This is a genomic window from Methylomonas albis, assembly GCF_014850955.1.
In the GTDB taxonomy this organism is placed as follows: Bacteria; Pseudomonadota; Gammaproteobacteria; order Methylococcales; family Methylomonadaceae; genus Methylomonas; species Methylomonas albis.
Map to the genome: position 1 here is coordinate 2,042,396 of NZ_JACXSS010000001.1, position 15,585 is coordinate 2,057,980.

The 15,585-nt window shown below is 49.6% G+C and carries 17 protein-coding genes; 10 read left to right on the forward strand and 7 right to left on the reverse strand.

Going from position 1 to position 15,585, the window contains the following annotated elements; all coding sequences use genetic code 11:
• Positions 1 to 48: 48 nt before the first annotated feature.
• On the forward strand, positions 49 to 1,086 hold the full coding sequence (locus tag EBA_RS09330) for an IS110 family RNA-guided transposase (RefSeq protein ID WP_192374473.1): 1,038 nt from the start codon (positions 49 to 51) through the stop codon (positions 1,084 to 1,086).
• Positions 1,087 to 1,164: 78 nt separating this feature from the next.
• Here the strand turns inward: EBA_RS09330 and EBA_RS09335 are convergent, their stop codons facing one another.
• Positions 1,165 to 1,995, reverse strand: coding sequence for a hypothetical protein (locus tag EBA_RS09335; RefSeq protein WP_192374474.1), 831 nt, complete (start codon positions 1,993 to 1,995; stop codon positions 1,165 to 1,167).
• Between the two features lie 689 nt (positions 1,996 to 2,684).
• On the opposite strand from EBA_RS09335, the gene EBA_RS09340 reads away from it, so the two are divergent.
• Together EBA_RS09340 and EBA_RS09345 are read left to right on the forward strand one after the other, a co-directional pair.
• Positions 2,685 to 3,002, forward strand: a complete 318-nt coding sequence (locus tag EBA_RS09340) for a hypothetical protein (protein ID WP_192374475.1) — start codon at positions 2,685 to 2,687, stop codon at positions 3,000 to 3,002.
• 121 nt (positions 3,003 to 3,123) lie between these two features.
• Positions 3,124 to 3,600: a NifB/NifX family molybdenum-iron cluster-binding protein gene (locus EBA_RS09345; protein ID WP_192374476.1), complete on the forward strand. Its 477-nt coding sequence runs from the start codon at positions 3,124 to 3,126 to the stop codon at positions 3,598 to 3,600.
• 78 nt (positions 3,601 to 3,678) lie between these two features.
• Here EBA_RS09345 and EBA_RS09350 read toward each other — a convergent pair whose 3' ends face one another.
• On the reverse strand, positions 3,679 to 3,987 hold the full coding sequence (locus tag EBA_RS09350) for a hypothetical protein (protein WP_192374477.1): 309 nt from the start codon (positions 3,985 to 3,987) through the stop codon (positions 3,679 to 3,681).
• A 42-nt stretch (positions 3,988 to 4,029) separates the two neighbouring features.
• Complete coding sequence (locus tag EBA_RS09355; RefSeq protein WP_192374478.1) at positions 4,030 to 4,419, reverse strand: hypothetical protein; 390 nt, start codon at positions 4,417 to 4,419, stop codon at positions 4,030 to 4,032.
• A 35-nt stretch (positions 4,420 to 4,454) separates the two neighbouring features.
• Between EBA_RS09355 and EBA_RS09360 the strand changes: the two genes are divergently transcribed.
• A complete protein-coding gene (locus EBA_RS09360) occupies positions 4,455 to 4,985 on the forward strand; it encodes a J domain-containing protein (RefSeq protein WP_192374479.1) in 531 nt (176 codons plus the stop codon).
• Between the two features lie 303 nt (positions 4,986 to 5,288).
• Here the strand turns inward: EBA_RS09360 and EBA_RS09365 are convergent, their stop codons facing one another.
• The gene (locus EBA_RS09365; protein ID WP_192374480.1) at positions 5,289 to 5,711 is read right to left on the reverse strand and encodes a hypothetical protein; all 423 of its coding nucleotides are present in this window, start codon (positions 5,709 to 5,711) and stop codon (positions 5,289 to 5,291) included.
• 567 nt (positions 5,712 to 6,278) lie between these two features.
• Between EBA_RS09365 and EBA_RS09370 the strand changes: the two genes are divergently transcribed.
• On the forward strand, positions 6,279 to 6,902 hold the full coding sequence (locus tag EBA_RS09370; RefSeq protein ID WP_192374481.1) for a hypothetical protein: 624 nt from the start codon (positions 6,279 to 6,281) through the stop codon (positions 6,900 to 6,902).
• A gap of 114 nt (positions 6,903 to 7,016) precedes the next feature.
• Here the strand turns inward: EBA_RS09370 and EBA_RS09375 are convergent, their stop codons facing one another.
• Both EBA_RS09375 and EBA_RS09380 read right to left on the reverse strand, forming a co-directional pair.
• Positions 7,017 to 7,850, reverse strand: a complete 834-nt coding sequence (locus EBA_RS09375; protein ID WP_192374482.1) for an MOSC domain-containing protein — start codon at positions 7,848 to 7,850, stop codon at positions 7,017 to 7,019.
• 12 nt (positions 7,851 to 7,862) lie between these two features.
• The gene (locus tag EBA_RS09380; protein ID WP_192374483.1) at positions 7,863 to 8,252 is read right to left on the reverse strand and encodes a PilZ domain-containing protein; all 390 of its coding nucleotides are present in this window, start codon (positions 8,250 to 8,252) and stop codon (positions 7,863 to 7,865) included.
• A gap of 139 nt (positions 8,253 to 8,391) precedes the next feature.
• On the opposite strand from EBA_RS09380, the gene EBA_RS09385 reads away from it, so the two are divergent.
• The 4 genes from EBA_RS09385 to EBA_RS09400 all read left to right on the forward strand — a co-directional run bounded on the left by EBA_RS09385 (position 8,392) and on the right by EBA_RS09400 (position 13,679).
• Positions 8,392 to 9,615, forward strand: a complete 1,224-nt coding sequence (locus tag EBA_RS09385) for an ABC transporter substrate-binding protein (protein ID WP_192374484.1) — start codon at positions 8,392 to 8,394, stop codon at positions 9,613 to 9,615.
• A gap of 35 nt (positions 9,616 to 9,650) precedes the next feature.
• Complete coding sequence (gene uvrB, locus EBA_RS09390) at positions 9,651 to 11,747, forward strand: excinuclease ABC subunit UvrB (protein ID WP_225616060.1); 2,097 nt, start codon at positions 9,651 to 9,653, stop codon at positions 11,745 to 11,747.
• 132 nt (positions 11,748 to 11,879) lie between these two features.
• Positions 11,880 to 13,499, forward strand: a complete 1,620-nt coding sequence (locus EBA_RS09395; protein WP_192374485.1) for a putative bifunctional diguanylate cyclase/phosphodiesterase — start codon at positions 11,880 to 11,882, stop codon at positions 13,497 to 13,499.
• Positions 13,500 to 13,532: 33 nt separating this feature from the next.
• Positions 13,533 to 13,679 (forward strand): TraR/DksA C4-type zinc finger protein, encoded by a 147-nt coding sequence (locus tag EBA_RS09400; protein ID WP_225616062.1) that lies wholly within the window; start codon positions 13,533 to 13,535, stop codon positions 13,677 to 13,679.
• Between the two features lie 81 nt (positions 13,680 to 13,760).
• Here the strand turns inward: EBA_RS09400 and EBA_RS09405 are convergent, their stop codons facing one another.
• Positions 13,761 to 14,894, reverse strand: a complete 1,134-nt coding sequence (locus tag EBA_RS09405) for a GNAT family N-acetyltransferase (RefSeq protein ID WP_192374486.1) — start codon at positions 14,892 to 14,894, stop codon at positions 13,761 to 13,763.
• Between the two features lie 50 nt (positions 14,895 to 14,944).
• Between EBA_RS09405 and EBA_RS09410 the strand changes: the two genes are divergently transcribed.
• Positions 14,945 to 15,547, forward strand: coding sequence for a DUF938 domain-containing protein (locus EBA_RS09410; RefSeq protein ID WP_192374487.1), 603 nt, complete (start codon positions 14,945 to 14,947; stop codon positions 15,545 to 15,547).
• The last annotated feature ends 38 nt before the right edge of the window (positions 15,548 to 15,585 follow it).

The following is a 15,585-nucleotide window of genomic DNA, read 5'->3' on the forward strand; positions in this document are numbered from 1 at the left end:
GGAACCGATGAATAGTGTACTTCCCTTTAACTGTATTCAAAAACGATTATGACGAACCGCCCGCTCAACACTACCGCTGAATCTGTCCATCGCCTGTTTGCCGGCGTGGATGTGGGAGCCGATGAATTGGTGTTGGTGATCCGCAAGAACGGCAAGCCGTTCGATCCGCAAAAATATGCCAATACCCGTAGCGACCGTACCCGGTTGGTCAATAAGCTGATCAAATTACCCGGCATCAAGGTGTGCCTGGAAGCCACCGGCATTTACCATTTCGATCTGGCGATTGCGCTGCATGACACCGGTATTCCTGTGATGGTGGTCAATCCCAAGGCCTCGCATAACTTCGCCAAGGTATTGATGAAAAACAGTAAAACCGATGCTGTCGATGCCAATACCCTGGCTGAATATGTCGAGCGCATGAATTTCGTCGCCTGGACTCGTCCGTCAAATCAAAGCCTAGCCTTGCGCTATTATGCTCGTCGCATCGATGCGTTGACCGGTCAAAAGGCCGCCGCGAAAAATCATCTGCATGCGCTGAGTGCGACAGAGGAAACTCCGAAGGCCTTGCTGCGCGATGCCAAGCTGGCGATTAGTCAACTGGAAAAGCGCATCAATACCCTGGCTAGCGAGGCGCTAGCGTTGATCGACAAGCATCCGGAACTTCAGCGCATATTCGAACTGTTGACCGGCATCAAAGGCATTGCCCAAACCAGCGCCATTGCCTTGATGGGCGAACTGCTGTTATTGCCGCCCAATCTGTCGCACCGTGAATGGGGCAAGTTTGCCGGACTCGATCCCAAGGCCTTTGAATCCGGCAAAAGCATACACAAGAAAATGCGGCTGTCCAAAGCCGGTAACCGGCATATTCGCTCCGCGTTGTATATGCCGGCCTTGAGTGCTAAACAGCATGATCCACATGTGCGAGCTTATTTCCAGCATCTGATCGACAACGGCAAGAAACCGTTACAAGCTGTCTGCGCTGTCATGCGTAAATTGTTGCATGCGATCCATGGCATGTTGAAGCACGACCAGCCGTTCGATAACACACGGTTTTATGCCATCCCTGAATCGATCATCGCTGAGTAAAAGATGATGAAATTTGTTGCTTTTGAACAGAGTATCTACCAGATTTTTGCGCGCGTCCGTGTTGAGCGAAAGGTTATGTCATTGGTTGTTAATTTTCTGAACATGCGCATCTATGCTCTCAGACAAATCTCGACATTGTGCAACCAGCTCATTGACGCTCGCCACCGACACTGAAACTTGCTTGCCATCCTTATCATACCCTGCCCTGTGAGCACAATCATGCCTTAGACGTACGGCCTTGAATAGCCATGCAATGTCTCCAAAATCATAACCGAGTACATCTGCATACATTGGCTTTACCTTACGCATGTCGTGAAAAATTATATCCTTCAGATACGCGGCTACTGTCGACTTGATATTGCTATATTGAGAGTAGATCTCGTTGATAGTGAATTTGCGACATCCAAACTCAGGGTCTGTTTCTATTAGCTTTCTCGTCAGGACATCCGAGTTAGTTACGTTGTGTATGAATGTTGCAGACAGGAATTGTTCAAGAGCGGAAACAATATGGACGTGCATCATGACAAGAAGACTGAATTGAATATTCTCATCTACGTCGACTTGGAGGAGTTGCGGTACTTTGGATAAATGCTTGTTGAGCGTTTTAAGCTGTTCGGAGTTTTCAACCTCCCACTCAAGCTCATCCTCTTCAGGGTCATCTAGATCCCATGGCGACAAGCTCACATACGAGCCAGAATTAAGATCAACAATCTTTGACATTATTGCTGGGTCGTTGTCGCCATCGAACCGCACAATGTGACCATACATCAACCCATCATTGCTGTGATCGACATCGATTTCGTAGCTGATCTGTTCAAGCTCGTCATCGGTGATGCCGAGTAGATCAGCCAACCGCTTGTTCCTCTTGGCTTCGATTTGGCCAAACCACCATTCCTTTGTGCTACTCATTGCGCCTACTCCTGGTGAATGACATAACTAGTAATTAAATAGCTTCCGTATATCATCAAACCAAGATTCCACAGTGTGCTAACTGATTGGTTAACATATATTTTTCCGTTCTGTATATCAGAAATGATGGCCGCTAACGTCTAGAGTGCAGCCATTGAATCATTTCGTACGGCAGACTGCAACGTGTCGATAATGCCAATTCGCGAAACTCATAAGCCCGCGTAGCCTGGATGGAATCAAATGGAATCCGGGGAATGGGTTAGCAAATCCCGGATTGCGTAGCGCTGCATCCAGGCTAGGCCAGTTGGCCAATATAGATCAACCGGCCGTCATTTCGTCTTAATCAGGTTTACTAAAGTCATAAGGATGCGTATCGGTGCCATAGCAAAGCACAACACACCCCGTTGCGATGCTTCGATTCAGATAGGCGGCGCAATTTTATGTAGGCCCAAGCCGCGCAGGACTTGAAAACATGACTACTGGTTTAAGTTTCCGGCAGATGACTAAGCGCAACTGTTACCATTCAAACATCGACATTCCAACAGGTGCTTAGTTGTTACAAACGCAACATGGAAGCTGAGCCTTTTTTGTCCATTAATCAAGCACTTAAAAATTGGTGCAGAATGTGAATTAAGCGAGCTATACAAACGTTATTGCTACGTTCGCTTGCTTATCATTTTACGGTGCTTATGTCCGAAATCATCCCGTTTCCCGTTTCCAATAGACAACAAAAATCCGATCTTGACTTGGTTATCGATGAAGCATTGAAGGTTATTCCGCGGCAAGACCGAGAAAAACTCAGGTTTGAGTTGATCAAAACGATAGACAGCTATGATGCCTTTTTTACTGAATGGTCCTTGAATCTACCCGAGGATAGTCACGAAACATTCAGAAAACAAATATACGATATTGCCCATCAGGAACATGATAGAAAACTGCGTATGCTGAAAGACATTATGAGATTAAAGATTAAAGTGCTGGTTGCGGAATACCAGCAACGAAAGTAATTCGGTTTGTACTTGTTGATCCGGCTGCGTATCCCGTGGATTGGGCAGGGCGTAAAGACAAGCGATTGTAAGATCTTACCTGGGTAGTTGTTTGGCCCAAATATCTATTGAGGAGTGTTATATGAGTCAACTTGCTGATGTAAATTGTGTTGCGGAGCTTGAAGCCGATGTGAATAAGCTGTTAGTTGCTTTTGCCAGCTCGGATGGTGAAATTGTCAATCAGCATTTCGGTTCGTCGTCGGGATTTCATGTCTATGGTATCGATGGCAGTACTGCTACGCCGCTGGCGGTTAAGTCGTTTGCTAAAGAACAACGTGACGGCAATGACGACAAGTTAAAGCCTAAGCTTGCCTGGTTAGCGGGGTGCGATATGGTTTATTGCGGTTCCGTGGGTGGCACTGCCACCAATGAGTTGATCAAATTGGGCGCTCATCCGGTCATCGTTAAAGGCGGCCCTGACATTGAAGAAATTATTACCGAGTTACAACAAGAAATGACCGGGGCCATGTCGCCGTTGCTGGAACGCATTTTTAAACATAAAACGGCCAAAGATAGCAGCCGTTTTGAAGAGATGGCCGACGAAGGTTGGGATGAATAAGGGTGTCGGCTTTTGCCTGAATCCAAGCTAAGCATCTATGCCACGCTTTTGAGTACATCAAACGCGTGCTAAGTTTGTTTACTCAATATCGCCTGATAGTGCCGTGTCCACAGCGCGCAAAATATAGTCATTGTCGCGAATATGCTGGGCGAGTTCTACGATCTCTTCGTAGGCATAATTGCGCAAACTGAAACTCATCTTGTCGATTTGTTTGTCGTCGATAAATATATCGAGTACCAATAGCACAGCGTTGTCGTATTGATCTGCGTCATCAAGCACCTTAACGCTGGAGACGATTTTCATATGTTCATCAATGTTATTGATGTATCGCAACGCCGATAAATGCTCGATTTGTGCGGGGTTTAATACGTTGTTTTGGGTCATCATGATTCTGAAATAAAGGCTGGAGCAATTGTCGTCTACTGGAAACTATTCGTTCTTGGTAAGGAAAAGCTGGTCATACGATAAATGAAATAGTTGATTTGAAAACAGCGAATAGCTCTGCCGTTGTTTATCGGGAATCTTTGCCTTAACAATTTTCACGCCAGTTTTGGTTTCACAACTTGGTAGATAGTTTAATTTCTTCGTTACCGACGCCAGGCTTTCAAAAAGGGTATCTCTAACCTTAACGCGCTGGCCTTTGGGTGCGATCTCGCCCGATCTCGGGTATTGTTTTGTTGGTGTGCAATTTGCTTGCTCATTAAATAATCCATTCGAACGGGCTATTTTTGTCGTGTTTACCTCAATCCATCTCACAATTGTTGTAACCTCCTGGGCCAAACATAACCGGCAGAGTCGCTGTGTCAGCGCCAGGTCCAATAGGCATTGCAGCGGCGAAGCCGGAGGGACAGTTCATGTATAACAGGTATACGGATCAGGAAGATTGGGTCATCTGGAATGGCGCTCTCGGCCTCGTCACTACGGTGGCGATTGAGCGGATCGAAGTCGGTACCGGCGGTAGTTACGCATGGCTGGAGGAACCCTTCGAGATGGTGGGTCCCTTCAGCTTCGACGAGCTAAAGACGCAGGGTCGAATCGCTTTCGCCGCCTGTATCGTTATGTCGCGCCAGAGATGGCAAGACGACCAAGTGGAACTGCGGCGGGAGTCCCTGAAAATTCGTCGCGCAGAAGAAGAGCGTATAAACGAGCAGTTTGAACGCCTCTATGGCAACCGTGCTCGGCGCCAAGGCAATCGCAATCCGTTCGACGAGCGGCAACATCGTGAGACGCTCAATCTGCCCATCGACGGGGTGCTTGAGTCATCACAGATCAAGGCTGCTTTTCGACGGCTCGCCCAAAAGGCGCATCCCGATGTCGGGGGCAGCCATGAACAGTTCATTCGGATTACCGAAGCGCGCAAGGCGTTGCTGGAATACATTGCGTAGGCACTGTATTAGTTTGTTGGTATTGTGGAATGTGAAGTTTCGGCCATTAATGAAGTTTCCTTATAGCTTGTTCACACCGTATATATTGATTTATCTGTACAACATCGGCTAATTCTCAATTTGCAGACGCTTGCAAAACTAGAGTGACTGCCATTTGTCGGTTGATGATGCCTGTCCGCTAATTTCCAAGCTGAATCATTTCGGCGCGGCTACGTTCAGGCTTTGTTGTGAAGATGTATCGCACTATCGGCATTCGTCTCGATCAGTTGTAACTAAAGTTACAAGGACGATGCGTATTGGTAGTTATGGCAAAGCGCTAATCATTCGAGAGCATGTAGCATAATATTCGCCGCCTTCCCAGGCTAAGGTAACCAAGCTAAGCGCCTTCCTATCGGTATCAGTCGTTGGATCGGTAATTAGCGATATTTGGGTTTGCCAGTACCAATTAACCGACTCCACCGATTTAGTGCAATCTCCCAAAGGAGACACGACATCGCCAAACAACGTTTCAGCTTTTACGCGCAGGGATTTCAGCAATTCGGATAGTTCTTCGCGCTTCAAATTGCTTTTTAACACGATCCCGTCGCGGGTCATGTCTTGGGCATCGGTAAATGCATTCAGCCACGTTCCCGCGTCGGCTTTGCTCGGTGCTTTAAACGATAAATAATCGTCGGCATGGGCGGCGGAACAAACGGCCAGCGTGGTCCCTAACAGAAGTCTTTTCATGATGTCTCGTTAATAGGTTGAAGGTTGTGTTTGGGTAGCGGACTGAACTTGGTTTAAAACCTCTAACAGCTGCGCAATGTTTTCTTAAGTTGACCGCGAAGTCGTATCGGGCTTGCCTTGAATTTTTGCTTCAGTCCAGTCGACTACTTGGCCTGATCCCCAGGATAACAGCGAGGCTAAGGTAAACACCAGTAGAGTCCGTGTTGCGCCGTTGGACAAACCTTGATTATCCAGGATACTTCGGGCGCGTTTGGCTACCCAGATGAATACGATGGTGCTAATAAGCAGGTTCCATATGGATGGTAACGTGAACAAATTTACTCCGATTTTGTAAAACGCTTTGATGTTTGCAGTATCTTACCAATATGCCCGGACGCGCATCTGCAATTTGCTCCCTCCGCCAATCAACCCGAAGCGGATAATAGGTAACCGATGTAGCTGTCTCAGTTGTGGCGTGTGTAACTCAAAGTATGCCAAAAATTTTGGCTGTAATGCTTTTGGGCAATATGAACGATATGGACCGAGTGATAACCTTACCACCACTCACATAAATACAGGATATGAAATATGAAAAAACTAGCTTTGGCTTTCTTTCTGGCAAGCTCAATTCCATGCGCTCAAGCGTCGACTGTGCTGACCAGCACTTTTACCGCTGACAATGCGTTTGAAGAGTACATCAGCTCCAGCACAACTTCTATCAGTGGCGCTGCTATCCTAACCGGCAACTATTGGGGCAGCACCTATTCGTCGGTGGACAACCTAGTTTCTACCTCCGTTTCATATCTGATTTTAAAAGTTACAAATCAAGGCGGTCCTGGTGCTGCATTGGGAACCTTTACCTTGTCGGATAGCAACTATTCTTTCGGTAACGGTACAAACACTATTTCAACTGGCGATACTGGTTGGACTATGTACGTAGATTCCCTGTCCAACGCAGCGTCATCTATTGTCTCAGAGGGCGCTAACGGAATATCTCCCTGGGGTAGCCATGCGGGTATCGATTCCAGTGCGCAATGGGTTTGGTACTATAACAGTATCAATACCAATGGAGCAGGGGCCTGGGGAGACGATCACAGTACCGTCTATTTGGTAACTTCCATCACGCCTGCTGCCGTTCCTGTGCCGGGTGCGGTGTGGCTAATGGGATCTGCCTTGCTGGGTTTGCTGGGTTTGAAACGTAAACACGGCTAATATTCTTCATCCCTTGCCGCGTTGTCGCCACCAATTTGCTAGAAGCCACAGAATGATCTTACGACACTGAGAGCTTGCGACTGCGGGGCTCAGGCGCCATGGATGGCGAGTAGTTTAAATGGGCGTTGACGATAACGGCGGTTGTGGTTCGCCTGTCTCTTCAATTAAAACTATTTGCCCTACCGCCAAATTACCGATTTTGTCATGTAAGGCGTTTTGGCCGAAATAGACTTTATTTTGCCATTTACGCAGACGATTCAGAGTTATCAGTGGTTCCTTGCCGGTTTCCGCTGTTAATGGATCTATGGTGGGTACCGAGCAGCGCGAGCAGGGCTTGGGCAATCTAAAGCCAATATCGTTGATGGTAATGCGTCGCCAAGCATCCTCGGCATAGCTATCGCAATCGGCGACTACTAAATTTGGCCGGAAGCGAACCATGTCAAATTCGAGCTGCATGGCTTGATTGAGGGCATTCAGGGAATTCTCCGACACGATCAAAAACGGAAAGCCGTCGGAAAAGGAGGTTTGATCGCTATCCAGCGCATAGTTAGGATCGACTTTGCGAATATCTTGATCGGTTTGGTAAACCAGTCGGCAATCGGCTTTTAAAAAATCGCTTAACCAAGCATCGGCAGCATCGCCGCAAGTTTTGGCAACGCAACGGTCGTGCCAGACCACCACTTCAATATCGTCGCCATCGTTCGCTCTTAAAGGCAGAGCTAAATCCGCTTGGTGCGGTGCCGACAAAATCAGTTGTTCGTTTTCGATGCGGGTTTTGATCAGCGCCATTTTTGGTAAACGGCGTTGGCTGAGGAATTGTCTATGATTGTCTATCAACATCCATTTTCTATCGTACAACAAGCCTTTGTCATCCACCGGCCACTGGTCCACGCGAATTCCGGCCAGCGATTTGACCGGGTATATATAAATTTGAGTGAGTACTGGCATGTTGATTTGCGGTTAGCTGAATAGCAGATCGGTTTGGGTGTGCAGTAAATGCTCTGCTAGAGGTTTTTCAACGTTATCGAATTTAATACCGTAACGGCCGTTCTCTTTGTCGCAATGCACCACGACGGCCTGAACATCAAACCGTGCACCGTCGTTGAACAGCAGGTACAGGCAAATGTGTTTATTTTTCCCCAGCTTTTTTTCGCTGAATATTGCAGCGCCGCGACTGCTGATGTCCCGCAAGGCTACCGGAAATAAACGCGGAAACCATAAGCTATGAATTTTGATTGCGGCACGGATATCGTTACGTAAATAGCGGACCGCACTGCGCTTATTAGACCATGAGCTATCAATCGTAACCTCTTGATCAAGAAAATCTAAAGAGAAATCGGGCTCTGACATGGCAAACGCAGTATGTGTAAAGGTGGCTAAGTATTGATGTTAAACCACTAAAATTCAATAGAGGCAGTACGATTATTGGCTCAACTTGCTTGAACCGAATCCGTTAAAATGGTTCTTTTGTTTCGGGTTGCGGCAATTCATGAAAAAAAGTGTGTCGATTTCAGTTTGTTTATGTTGGATTACCGCGCTGCTGATGGGCGAGGTCAGCGCAGTGCCAGCCAAGAAAGCGCCACCGTTAAAATCGCAGGCAACTAAACCTGCGGAACTGGCAAAGCAGTTGGTCAAAATCGGCTATTTCAGTCAGGAGCGCGCGGTGCCTGCGGCGTTGTCTAACCTGGATGCATTTATTCAAAATAAGGGCCAAACCGGTGCCGAATTGGCGATTGCCGATAACAATACCACCGGCCAATTTACCGGCCAGCACTACGAGTTAAAGAAGATTGTGGTGCCGGTGGGCGGCGACTTGCAGCAAGCCTTCACACAATTAGGCGAGGATGTTGGTTTGGTAGTGTTGAACGTGCCGCCTGAGCAGTTGAACAAGCTTGCCGATTTGCCTGGCGCAGAACATAAATTATTATTCGATGCGGCCAGCAGCGACGACGAATTGCGCAATGGCGACTGTCGGCATCACGTTTTGCACCTGTTACCCAGTCGAGCCATGCGCGCCGATGCGCTGGCGCAATACATGTTAAAGAAGCGTTGGCAAAACTGGTTTTTAGTGATAGGCCCCACGCCGGAAGACAAGTTATACGCAGCGGCCATTAAACGCGCGGCCAAGAAGTTTGGTATCAAACTGGTCGCGGAAAAAGCCTGGACCAACGCTTACGATGCCCGCCGTACTGCGCAATCCGATGTGCCGGTTTTCACCCAAGTGGACGATTACGATGTATTGGTCGTAGCCGACGAACAAGGCCTGTTTGGCGAATACTTGGATTATCGGACCTGGAAACCGCGGCCGGTGATTGGTACCCAGGGGTTGATCGCCACCGCTTGGCATAGAACCCATGAACAATGGGGTGCGGTGCAATTGCAGAATCGCTTCAAGGATACAGCCGGCCGCTGGATGGAAGAGGAGGATTATGCGGCCTATTTGGCGGTGCGAGCGATTGGTGAGGCCAGCGTTCGCAGTAAATCCAACCAAACCCAAGCCATCAAGGATTATATATTTTCCCCGGCGTTTGCCTTACAGGGTTATAAAGGTATGCCATTATCGTTCCGCCCCTGGGATGGTCAATTGCGGCAACCGGTGTTGATTGCCGCACCGCGCTCCTTAGTCAGCGTGGCGCCGATCGAAGGCTTTTTACACCCCAAGACCGAGTTGGATACCTTGGGATACGACCAGCCGGAATCGGCGTGTAAATAAGCCAGTGTGCAGACAAACCTCAGAAGGGTATTAGCATGAGCGATAAACGGCGCATGGAGATCAGTCAGTCAGCGATCAGCGGCATTCTGGGTGTGGAAGAAGCTTCGCCGCAAAAGAAAGGCCCGGCGCATAAACCGTTCAGGATTCAAAGCCGTTATCAACCTGCCGGGGACCAGCCCACCGCCATTGCGGAACTGGTGGACGGCATCAACCACGGCGAACTGCATCAAACCTTGCTGGGCGTGACCGGCTCCGGCAAGACCTTTACCGTTGCCAATGTGATCCAGCAAACCCAGCGGCCGGCGATGATCATGGCCCCCAACAAAACCTTGGCGGCCCAGCTGTACGGCGAAATGAAGGAGTTTTTTCCGGATAACAGCGTCGAGTATTTCGTCTCTTATTACGACTACTACCAGCCCGAGGCCTATATTCCTGCCTCCGATACCTTCATCGATAAGGATGCTTCTCTAAACGAACACATCGAGCAAATGCGGCTGTCAGCCACCAAGGCCTTGCTGGAGCGGCGCGATACCATCGTGGTAGCCACGGTCTCGGCGATTTACGGTTTGGGCGAGCCGGAATCCTATTTCCAGATGGTCTTGCATCTGGTGCGCGGCGATATGATCAAGCAGCGCGACATACTGCGGCGCTTGGCGGAAATGCAATACACCCGCAACGACACCGAACTGCGCCGCGCCACTTATCGGGTGCGCGGTGAGGTGATCGATGTGTTTCCAGCCGAATCTGAAGAGCAAGCTTTGCGAATTGAGTTGTTCGACGACGAGATCGAAAGATTGTCGATGTTCGACCCGCTGACTGGCGAAGTCACCCAACGTCTGGCGCGCTTTACGCTCTATCCAAAAAGCCATTACGTCACGCCGCGCGACCAATTACTCAGTGCGGTGGAGAAAATCAAAATCGAACTGGCCGAGCGTCTGGAGCAATTGCGCGACAATCATAAATTGGTGGAAGCGCAACGTTTGGAACAGCGCACGCTGTTCGATATCGAAATGATCATGGAAGTGGGCTACTGCTCCGGCATCGAGAACTATTCCCGGCATCTGTCCAATCGCGCAGACGGTGAGTCACCGCCGACCATGTTTGATTATTTGCCCAATGATGCGCTGGTGATCATCGACGAAAGCCATGTCACGGTGCCGCAGATTGGGGCGATGTATAAGGGCGACCGCTCGCGTAAGGAAACCTTGGTGGAATACGGCTTTAGATTGCCTTCAGCCCTGGATAACCGGCCTTTGCGCTTCGAAGAATTCGAACAAATCTGCGGCCAGCGCATCTATGTTTCCGCCACGCCCAGCACTTACGAGAAAGAACATTCCGGCGCGGTGGTGGAGCAGGTAGTGCGCCCGACCGGTCTGGTCGATCCCCTTGTCGAAGTGCGCCCGGCGACCAGCCAGGTCGATGATCTGTTATCGGAAATCACCAAACGCACCGCCGTGCAGGAACGGGTGTTGGTCACCACTTTGACCAAGCGCATGTCGGAGGATTTGACCGATTATCTGATGGAGCATGGCGTCAAGGTGCGTTATCTGCATTCGGATATCGAAACGGTGGAGCGGGTGGAAATTATCCGCGACTTGCGCTTAGGCGTGTTCGACGTGCTGGTCGGCATCAACTTGCTGCGGGAGGGCCTGGATATACCGGAAGTGTCGCTGGTAGCGATTCTGGATGCCGATAAGGAAGGTTTCCTGCGCTCGTTGGTGTCTTTGGTGCAAACCATAGGCCGGGCGGCGCGCAATGCCAACGGCAAGGCGATACTGTACGGCGATAAAATCACCCGCTCGATGCAACTGGCCATCGACGAAACCGAACGCCGCCGCAATAAGCAGATCGTCTTTAACAAAGAGCACAACATTCAGCCGAAAACCATTTTTAAATCGGTGACCGATATACTGGAACTCTCGATTCCCGGTTCCGGTGGCTCCATTTCTAACGCTAGAGCTAAAGTCGCCGAACCGGCCGGCAATTACAAGGCGATGACACCGAAACAGGCCGCCAAAGCCTTGAAACAACTGGAAGAAAAAATGTATCAGCATGCCAAAAACCTGGAATTTGAAGATGCCGCCCGCGTCAGGGATCAGATCAAATTGCTGCAGGCGGAGATGGTTATTTGACGGGCTTGAGTTTGTAATTAACGCTTTGGCTAACTATATTTAGTGAATTTTTTCGACGCCCATCGCTTGCAAGCTTGGTCGGCAGCAGCTAAAAGACGATAGCGAATTCATGAAACAGACGCTGGGAAAAAGATGATACCCGCCAAAAACATACTGAACGAAAATGTTCGCGTGCTGAAAAGCGAGGTATCTAAGACCACATATCAAGGTGTGGCTATCGCGATTGCCAGTATTCTCAGTGCGCTGATGGCCTTGAGTTATTACTATGTCGGCGAAATCTCCTTAAACGGCATCATCAAAGCCCAAACCGAAAACTACGGTCTGTGGATGCTTGAAGTGCTACCGTTCATTTTCGGATTTTGGGGCCAATATTCCAGCTCGGTCATCGCTTATCAAGCTGGAGCGATGATTTTGGATCAGACCCAGGAACTGCGTTCCCGCGCCGAATCATTAGAAAAACAAGTCAGTTATTCCACCACCCACGATTCGGTAACAGACTTGCCGAACCGGGTATTGTTCTACGACCGGGTGGAACAAGCGATTTTAGCCGCCGGCAATCAAAATAAAATGTTGTCTATCCTGTTGGTGGAAGTCGCCAACTTTAAGGAGGTCTATGACACGTTGGGTCGCAATAGCAGCGATTTGATTTTGAAACAGATCGCCACGCGCCTACAGAGCGTGGTGTTGGGTACCGATAGTGTCGCCCGCATCGACGGCAATATTTTCAGTGTATTACTCTCGGCGGTCGACAACGAAACGGCCGGCCTCACCTTGGCGAAAAATATCCAGGCAGCTCTGGATCCGGCGTTTAAAGTCGAGCGTCTGAGTCTGGTAATTCACATCAACATCGGTATCGTCAATTTTCCCGAACATGGCGACGATGTGGATACGCTGGTGCAAAAAGCCGGTGTGGCATTGTTCGTTGCCGCTCAGTCGCACGAAGGTTATACCACTTACGCGCCGTCGTACGACGATCACAGTCCGCGCCGCCTGACCTTAATGAGTGAACTGCGCCAGGCCATCGAAAAAGAGCAATTACATATTTACTACCAGCCCAAAGTGTCGGTGTTAACTGGACAAGTCTACGGTGCGGAAGCGTTGGTGCGTTGGCAGCATCCCAAGCACGGCTTTATTTCGCCGGATGAATTTATTCCGATGGCGGAGAGAACCCGAGTGATCAAACATCTGACTTCCTGGGTGTTGAAACAATCGTTTAAGCATTGCGCCGAATGGCGTAAACGCGGCTGGGAATTGATTATTTCAGTTAATCTATCCGCCAAGGATTTGCACGATCCGGAACTCCCGGATGTGATGGCCGGCGTTGCCGCTGCGGCGAATATCAAGCCCGGATGGATGATGTTGGAAATTACCGAGAGTTCCATCATGACCGATCCGGAGCGGGCGATGGAAGTGATTCAGCGTCTAAATGAAATGGGTTATAAATTGTCTATTGACGACTTTGGCACCGGCTATTCGTCTTTGGCCTATTTAAAACGCATGCCGTTGACGGAATTAAAAATCGATAAATCGTTTGTCGTCGATTTGTTGCATAGCGAAAACGATGCGGTGATCGTCAAAGCCACCATCAATCTGGCGCACAATCTGGGTTTGCAGGTCACCGCGGAAGGTGTGGAAACTCAGGAAGTCATGGACAAACTCAGTAGTTATCAGTGCGATTTGGCGCAGGGTTACTTGTTTAGCAAGCCGATGCCGTTCGAGGATTTTGGTGTGTGGCTGGAAGCCCGTCGTTAGATACAAAGCTATGCATAGTCAGGAGTCGCAATAATGTCCACGGCCTGGGCGGGTGGTACCGACGCCATTTTAGAAAGAATTGACAAGATGACCGAGCTTTTCGTTGCCGAGACGCGTAAAGCAATCTATACCGGCGAATCCGCCACGCATTGCGAGGAATGCGGCGAACCGATACCGTAAGCGCGGCGTCATGCGATTGCATGCCAGTATTGTTTGGCTTGTCAAACCGAGCTGGAAAAAGGCTGACGTAGCGCTATTCTACTAAGTGCGTTTAAACGGCAGGTAATTCGCCGCGTCTTGTTTGTAATGCGCAATCGCCTGTTTTTCACGGGCTACAAATTGCGCCACGGCCTTGGCAAAACCGGCATCCTTTAACCAATGCGCGGAGTAGGTGGTGACCGGCTCGAAGCCGCGGGAGATTTTATGCTCGCCTTGCGCGCCGGAATCAAAACGCGCCAAGCCGTGTTCTATACAGTAGTCCAAGCCCTGGTAGTAGCAGGCCTCGAAATGTAGGGCGTTGTATTCCGCTTGGCAGCCCCAATACCGGCCATACAGTGTATCCGCACCGACAAAACTCAAGGCTGCGCCGACATAGGTATCGTCTTTAACTGCTAGAACCAGCAATAATTGCTCGGGCATGGTTCGCGCGATTTGCTTAAAAAACGCCAGATTCAAGTAAGGTTCGGAGCTGCGTTTTAAATAAGTCAGCGCGTAAAAGCGGAAAAACACTTGCCATTGGGCGTCGGAAACATCGGGCCCGGCGATGCGTTGCATTTGAATACCTTGTTCCGCCACCCGCCGCCGTTCGCGCTTGATCATCTTGCGTTTATCAGCGCTCAAGGTCTGTAAAAAGTCCGCAAACGTAGCGTAGTTGCGATTAAACCATTGAAACTGCACACCCTCGCGGACGCTTATTCCCAACGATTTAAGCAGCTCAAGCTGCGCATGTTCGGGAAATAAACAATGCCAGGAGGAAATGCCGCGCCGCTCGGCAAGCTGTTGGATAAAACCGAACAATAACGCGCAGACTGCGGTTTGATCCGCGTCCTGCGAAAATATCAGCCTCTGGCCTCGGCAGGGGGTAAACGGAATTGCGCTGACTAATTTCGGGTAATAGGCAATGCCATGCTGCTGGTAAGCCTGGGCCCATTGCTGATCGAAGACATACTCGCCCCAGGAATGGGTTTTCAGATACAGCGGTAAGGCAGCCAGCAATTTCTGATTGTCCATCACAAGTAAATGCGCGGCCTCCCAGCCGGTTTGCGGGCAAACCGCCGCGCTTTGTTCTAAGGCGGATAAAAAGTCGTGACGAGTAAATGGGTAATCAGCGCTGCACAGCCGATTCCAATCCGCAGCGTCGATTTGCGCCATGCTGTCGATTTGTTTTACTTCCATTTTTAATCACAGTAGAGTTAAAGCATCAAAATACCATCAAAACATTGCTCATGACGATACAGAAACCATTTTCCCAGGCTTGCGAGAACAACAAGGAACCGATTTTACAGATTCTTAAAACGGTTTTTGACCAACCCATGACAGTGTGGGAAATCGGCAGCGGCACCGGCCAGCATGCCTGTCATTTTGCCGGGAATCTGCCGCATCTGACATGGCAGCCTACCGATAGGCCGGAAAATTTGCCGGGGATCCATTTATGGCGGGACGCGGTGCAACTGGCCAATCTACTGCCGCCGCTCAGCTTGGACGTGGCGGATTTGCAATGGCCGTGCGCACGAATCGACGCACTGTTTACTGCAAACACCTTGCACATTATGAGCAGCGCCGAAGTAGGGCTGTTATTCAAGCGGCTAGCGAACTATTTGAGTGCCGAGGCGACGCTGTGTATCTACGGCCCGTTCAATTACGCCGGCGCATACACCAGCGAAAGCAACGCCCGTTTCGACTTGTGGTTGAAAGAACGGGATGAACGCAGCGGTATCAAAGATTTTGAGACGATTATGGGCTTGGCCGCAGCCATCGGTTTGACCTTACAAGCCGACCACGCCATGCCTGCCAATAATCGACTGCTGGTGTTACAAACAAAAATCTGAGCGGCTGCGCAGAAAAACGCCTTGCTCAGGCGCTCCCA

Excerpts from the sequence above, each read along its gene's own strand:
- EBA_RS09365 (WP_192374480.1), bottom strand. The coding sequence starts at position 5,711 with ATGAAAAGACTTCTGTTAGGGACCACGCTGGCCGTTTGTTCCGCCGCC.
- EBA_RS09345 (WP_192374476.1), top strand. The coding sequence starts at position 3,124 with ATGAGTCAACTTGCTGATGTAAATTGTGTTGCGGAGCTTGAAGCCGAT.
- EBA_RS09340 (WP_192374475.1), top strand. The coding sequence starts at position 2,685 with ATGTCCGAAATCATCCCGTTTCCCGTTTCCAATAGACAACAAAAATCC.
- EBA_RS09405 (WP_192374486.1), bottom strand. The coding sequence starts at position 14,894 with ATGGAAGTAAAACAAATCGACAGCATGGCGCAAATCGACGCTGCGGAT.
- EBA_RS09360 (WP_192374479.1), top strand. The coding sequence starts at position 4,455 with ATGTATAACAGGTATACGGATCAGGAAGATTGGGTCATCTGGAATGGC.
- EBA_RS09330 (WP_192374473.1), top strand. The coding sequence starts at position 49 with ATGACGAACCGCCCGCTCAACACTACCGCTGAATCTGTCCATCGCCTG.
- EBA_RS09400 (WP_225616062.1), top strand. The coding sequence starts at position 13,533 with ATGTCCACGGCCTGGGCGGGTGGTACCGACGCCATTTTAGAAAGAATT.
- EBA_RS09380 (WP_192374483.1), bottom strand. The coding sequence starts at position 8,252 with ATGTCAGAGCCCGATTTCTCTTTAGATTTTCTTGATCAAGAGGTTACG.
- EBA_RS09375 (WP_192374482.1), bottom strand. The coding sequence starts at position 7,850 with ATGCCAGTACTCACTCAAATTTATATATACCCGGTCAAATCGCTGGCC.
- EBA_RS09335 (WP_192374474.1), bottom strand. The coding sequence starts at position 1,995 with ATGAGTAGCACAAAGGAATGGTGGTTTGGCCAAATCGAAGCCAAGAGG.
- uvrB (WP_225616060.1), top strand. The coding sequence starts at position 9,651 with ATGAGCGATAAACGGCGCATGGAGATCAGTCAGTCAGCGATCAGCGGC.
- EBA_RS09385 (WP_192374484.1), top strand. The coding sequence starts at position 8,392 with ATGAAAAAAAGTGTGTCGATTTCAGTTTGTTTATGTTGGATTACCGCG.
- EBA_RS09395 (WP_192374485.1), top strand. The coding sequence starts at position 11,880 with ATGATACCCGCCAAAAACATACTGAACGAAAATGTTCGCGTGCTGAAA.
- EBA_RS09370 (WP_192374481.1), top strand. The coding sequence starts at position 6,279 with ATGAAAAAACTAGCTTTGGCTTTCTTTCTGGCAAGCTCAATTCCATGC.
- EBA_RS09410 (WP_192374487.1), top strand. The coding sequence starts at position 14,945 with ATGACGATACAGAAACCATTTTCCCAGGCTTGCGAGAACAACAAGGAA.
- EBA_RS09350 (WP_192374477.1), bottom strand. The coding sequence starts at position 3,987 with ATGATGACCCAAAACAACGTATTAAACCCCGCACAAATCGAGCATTTA.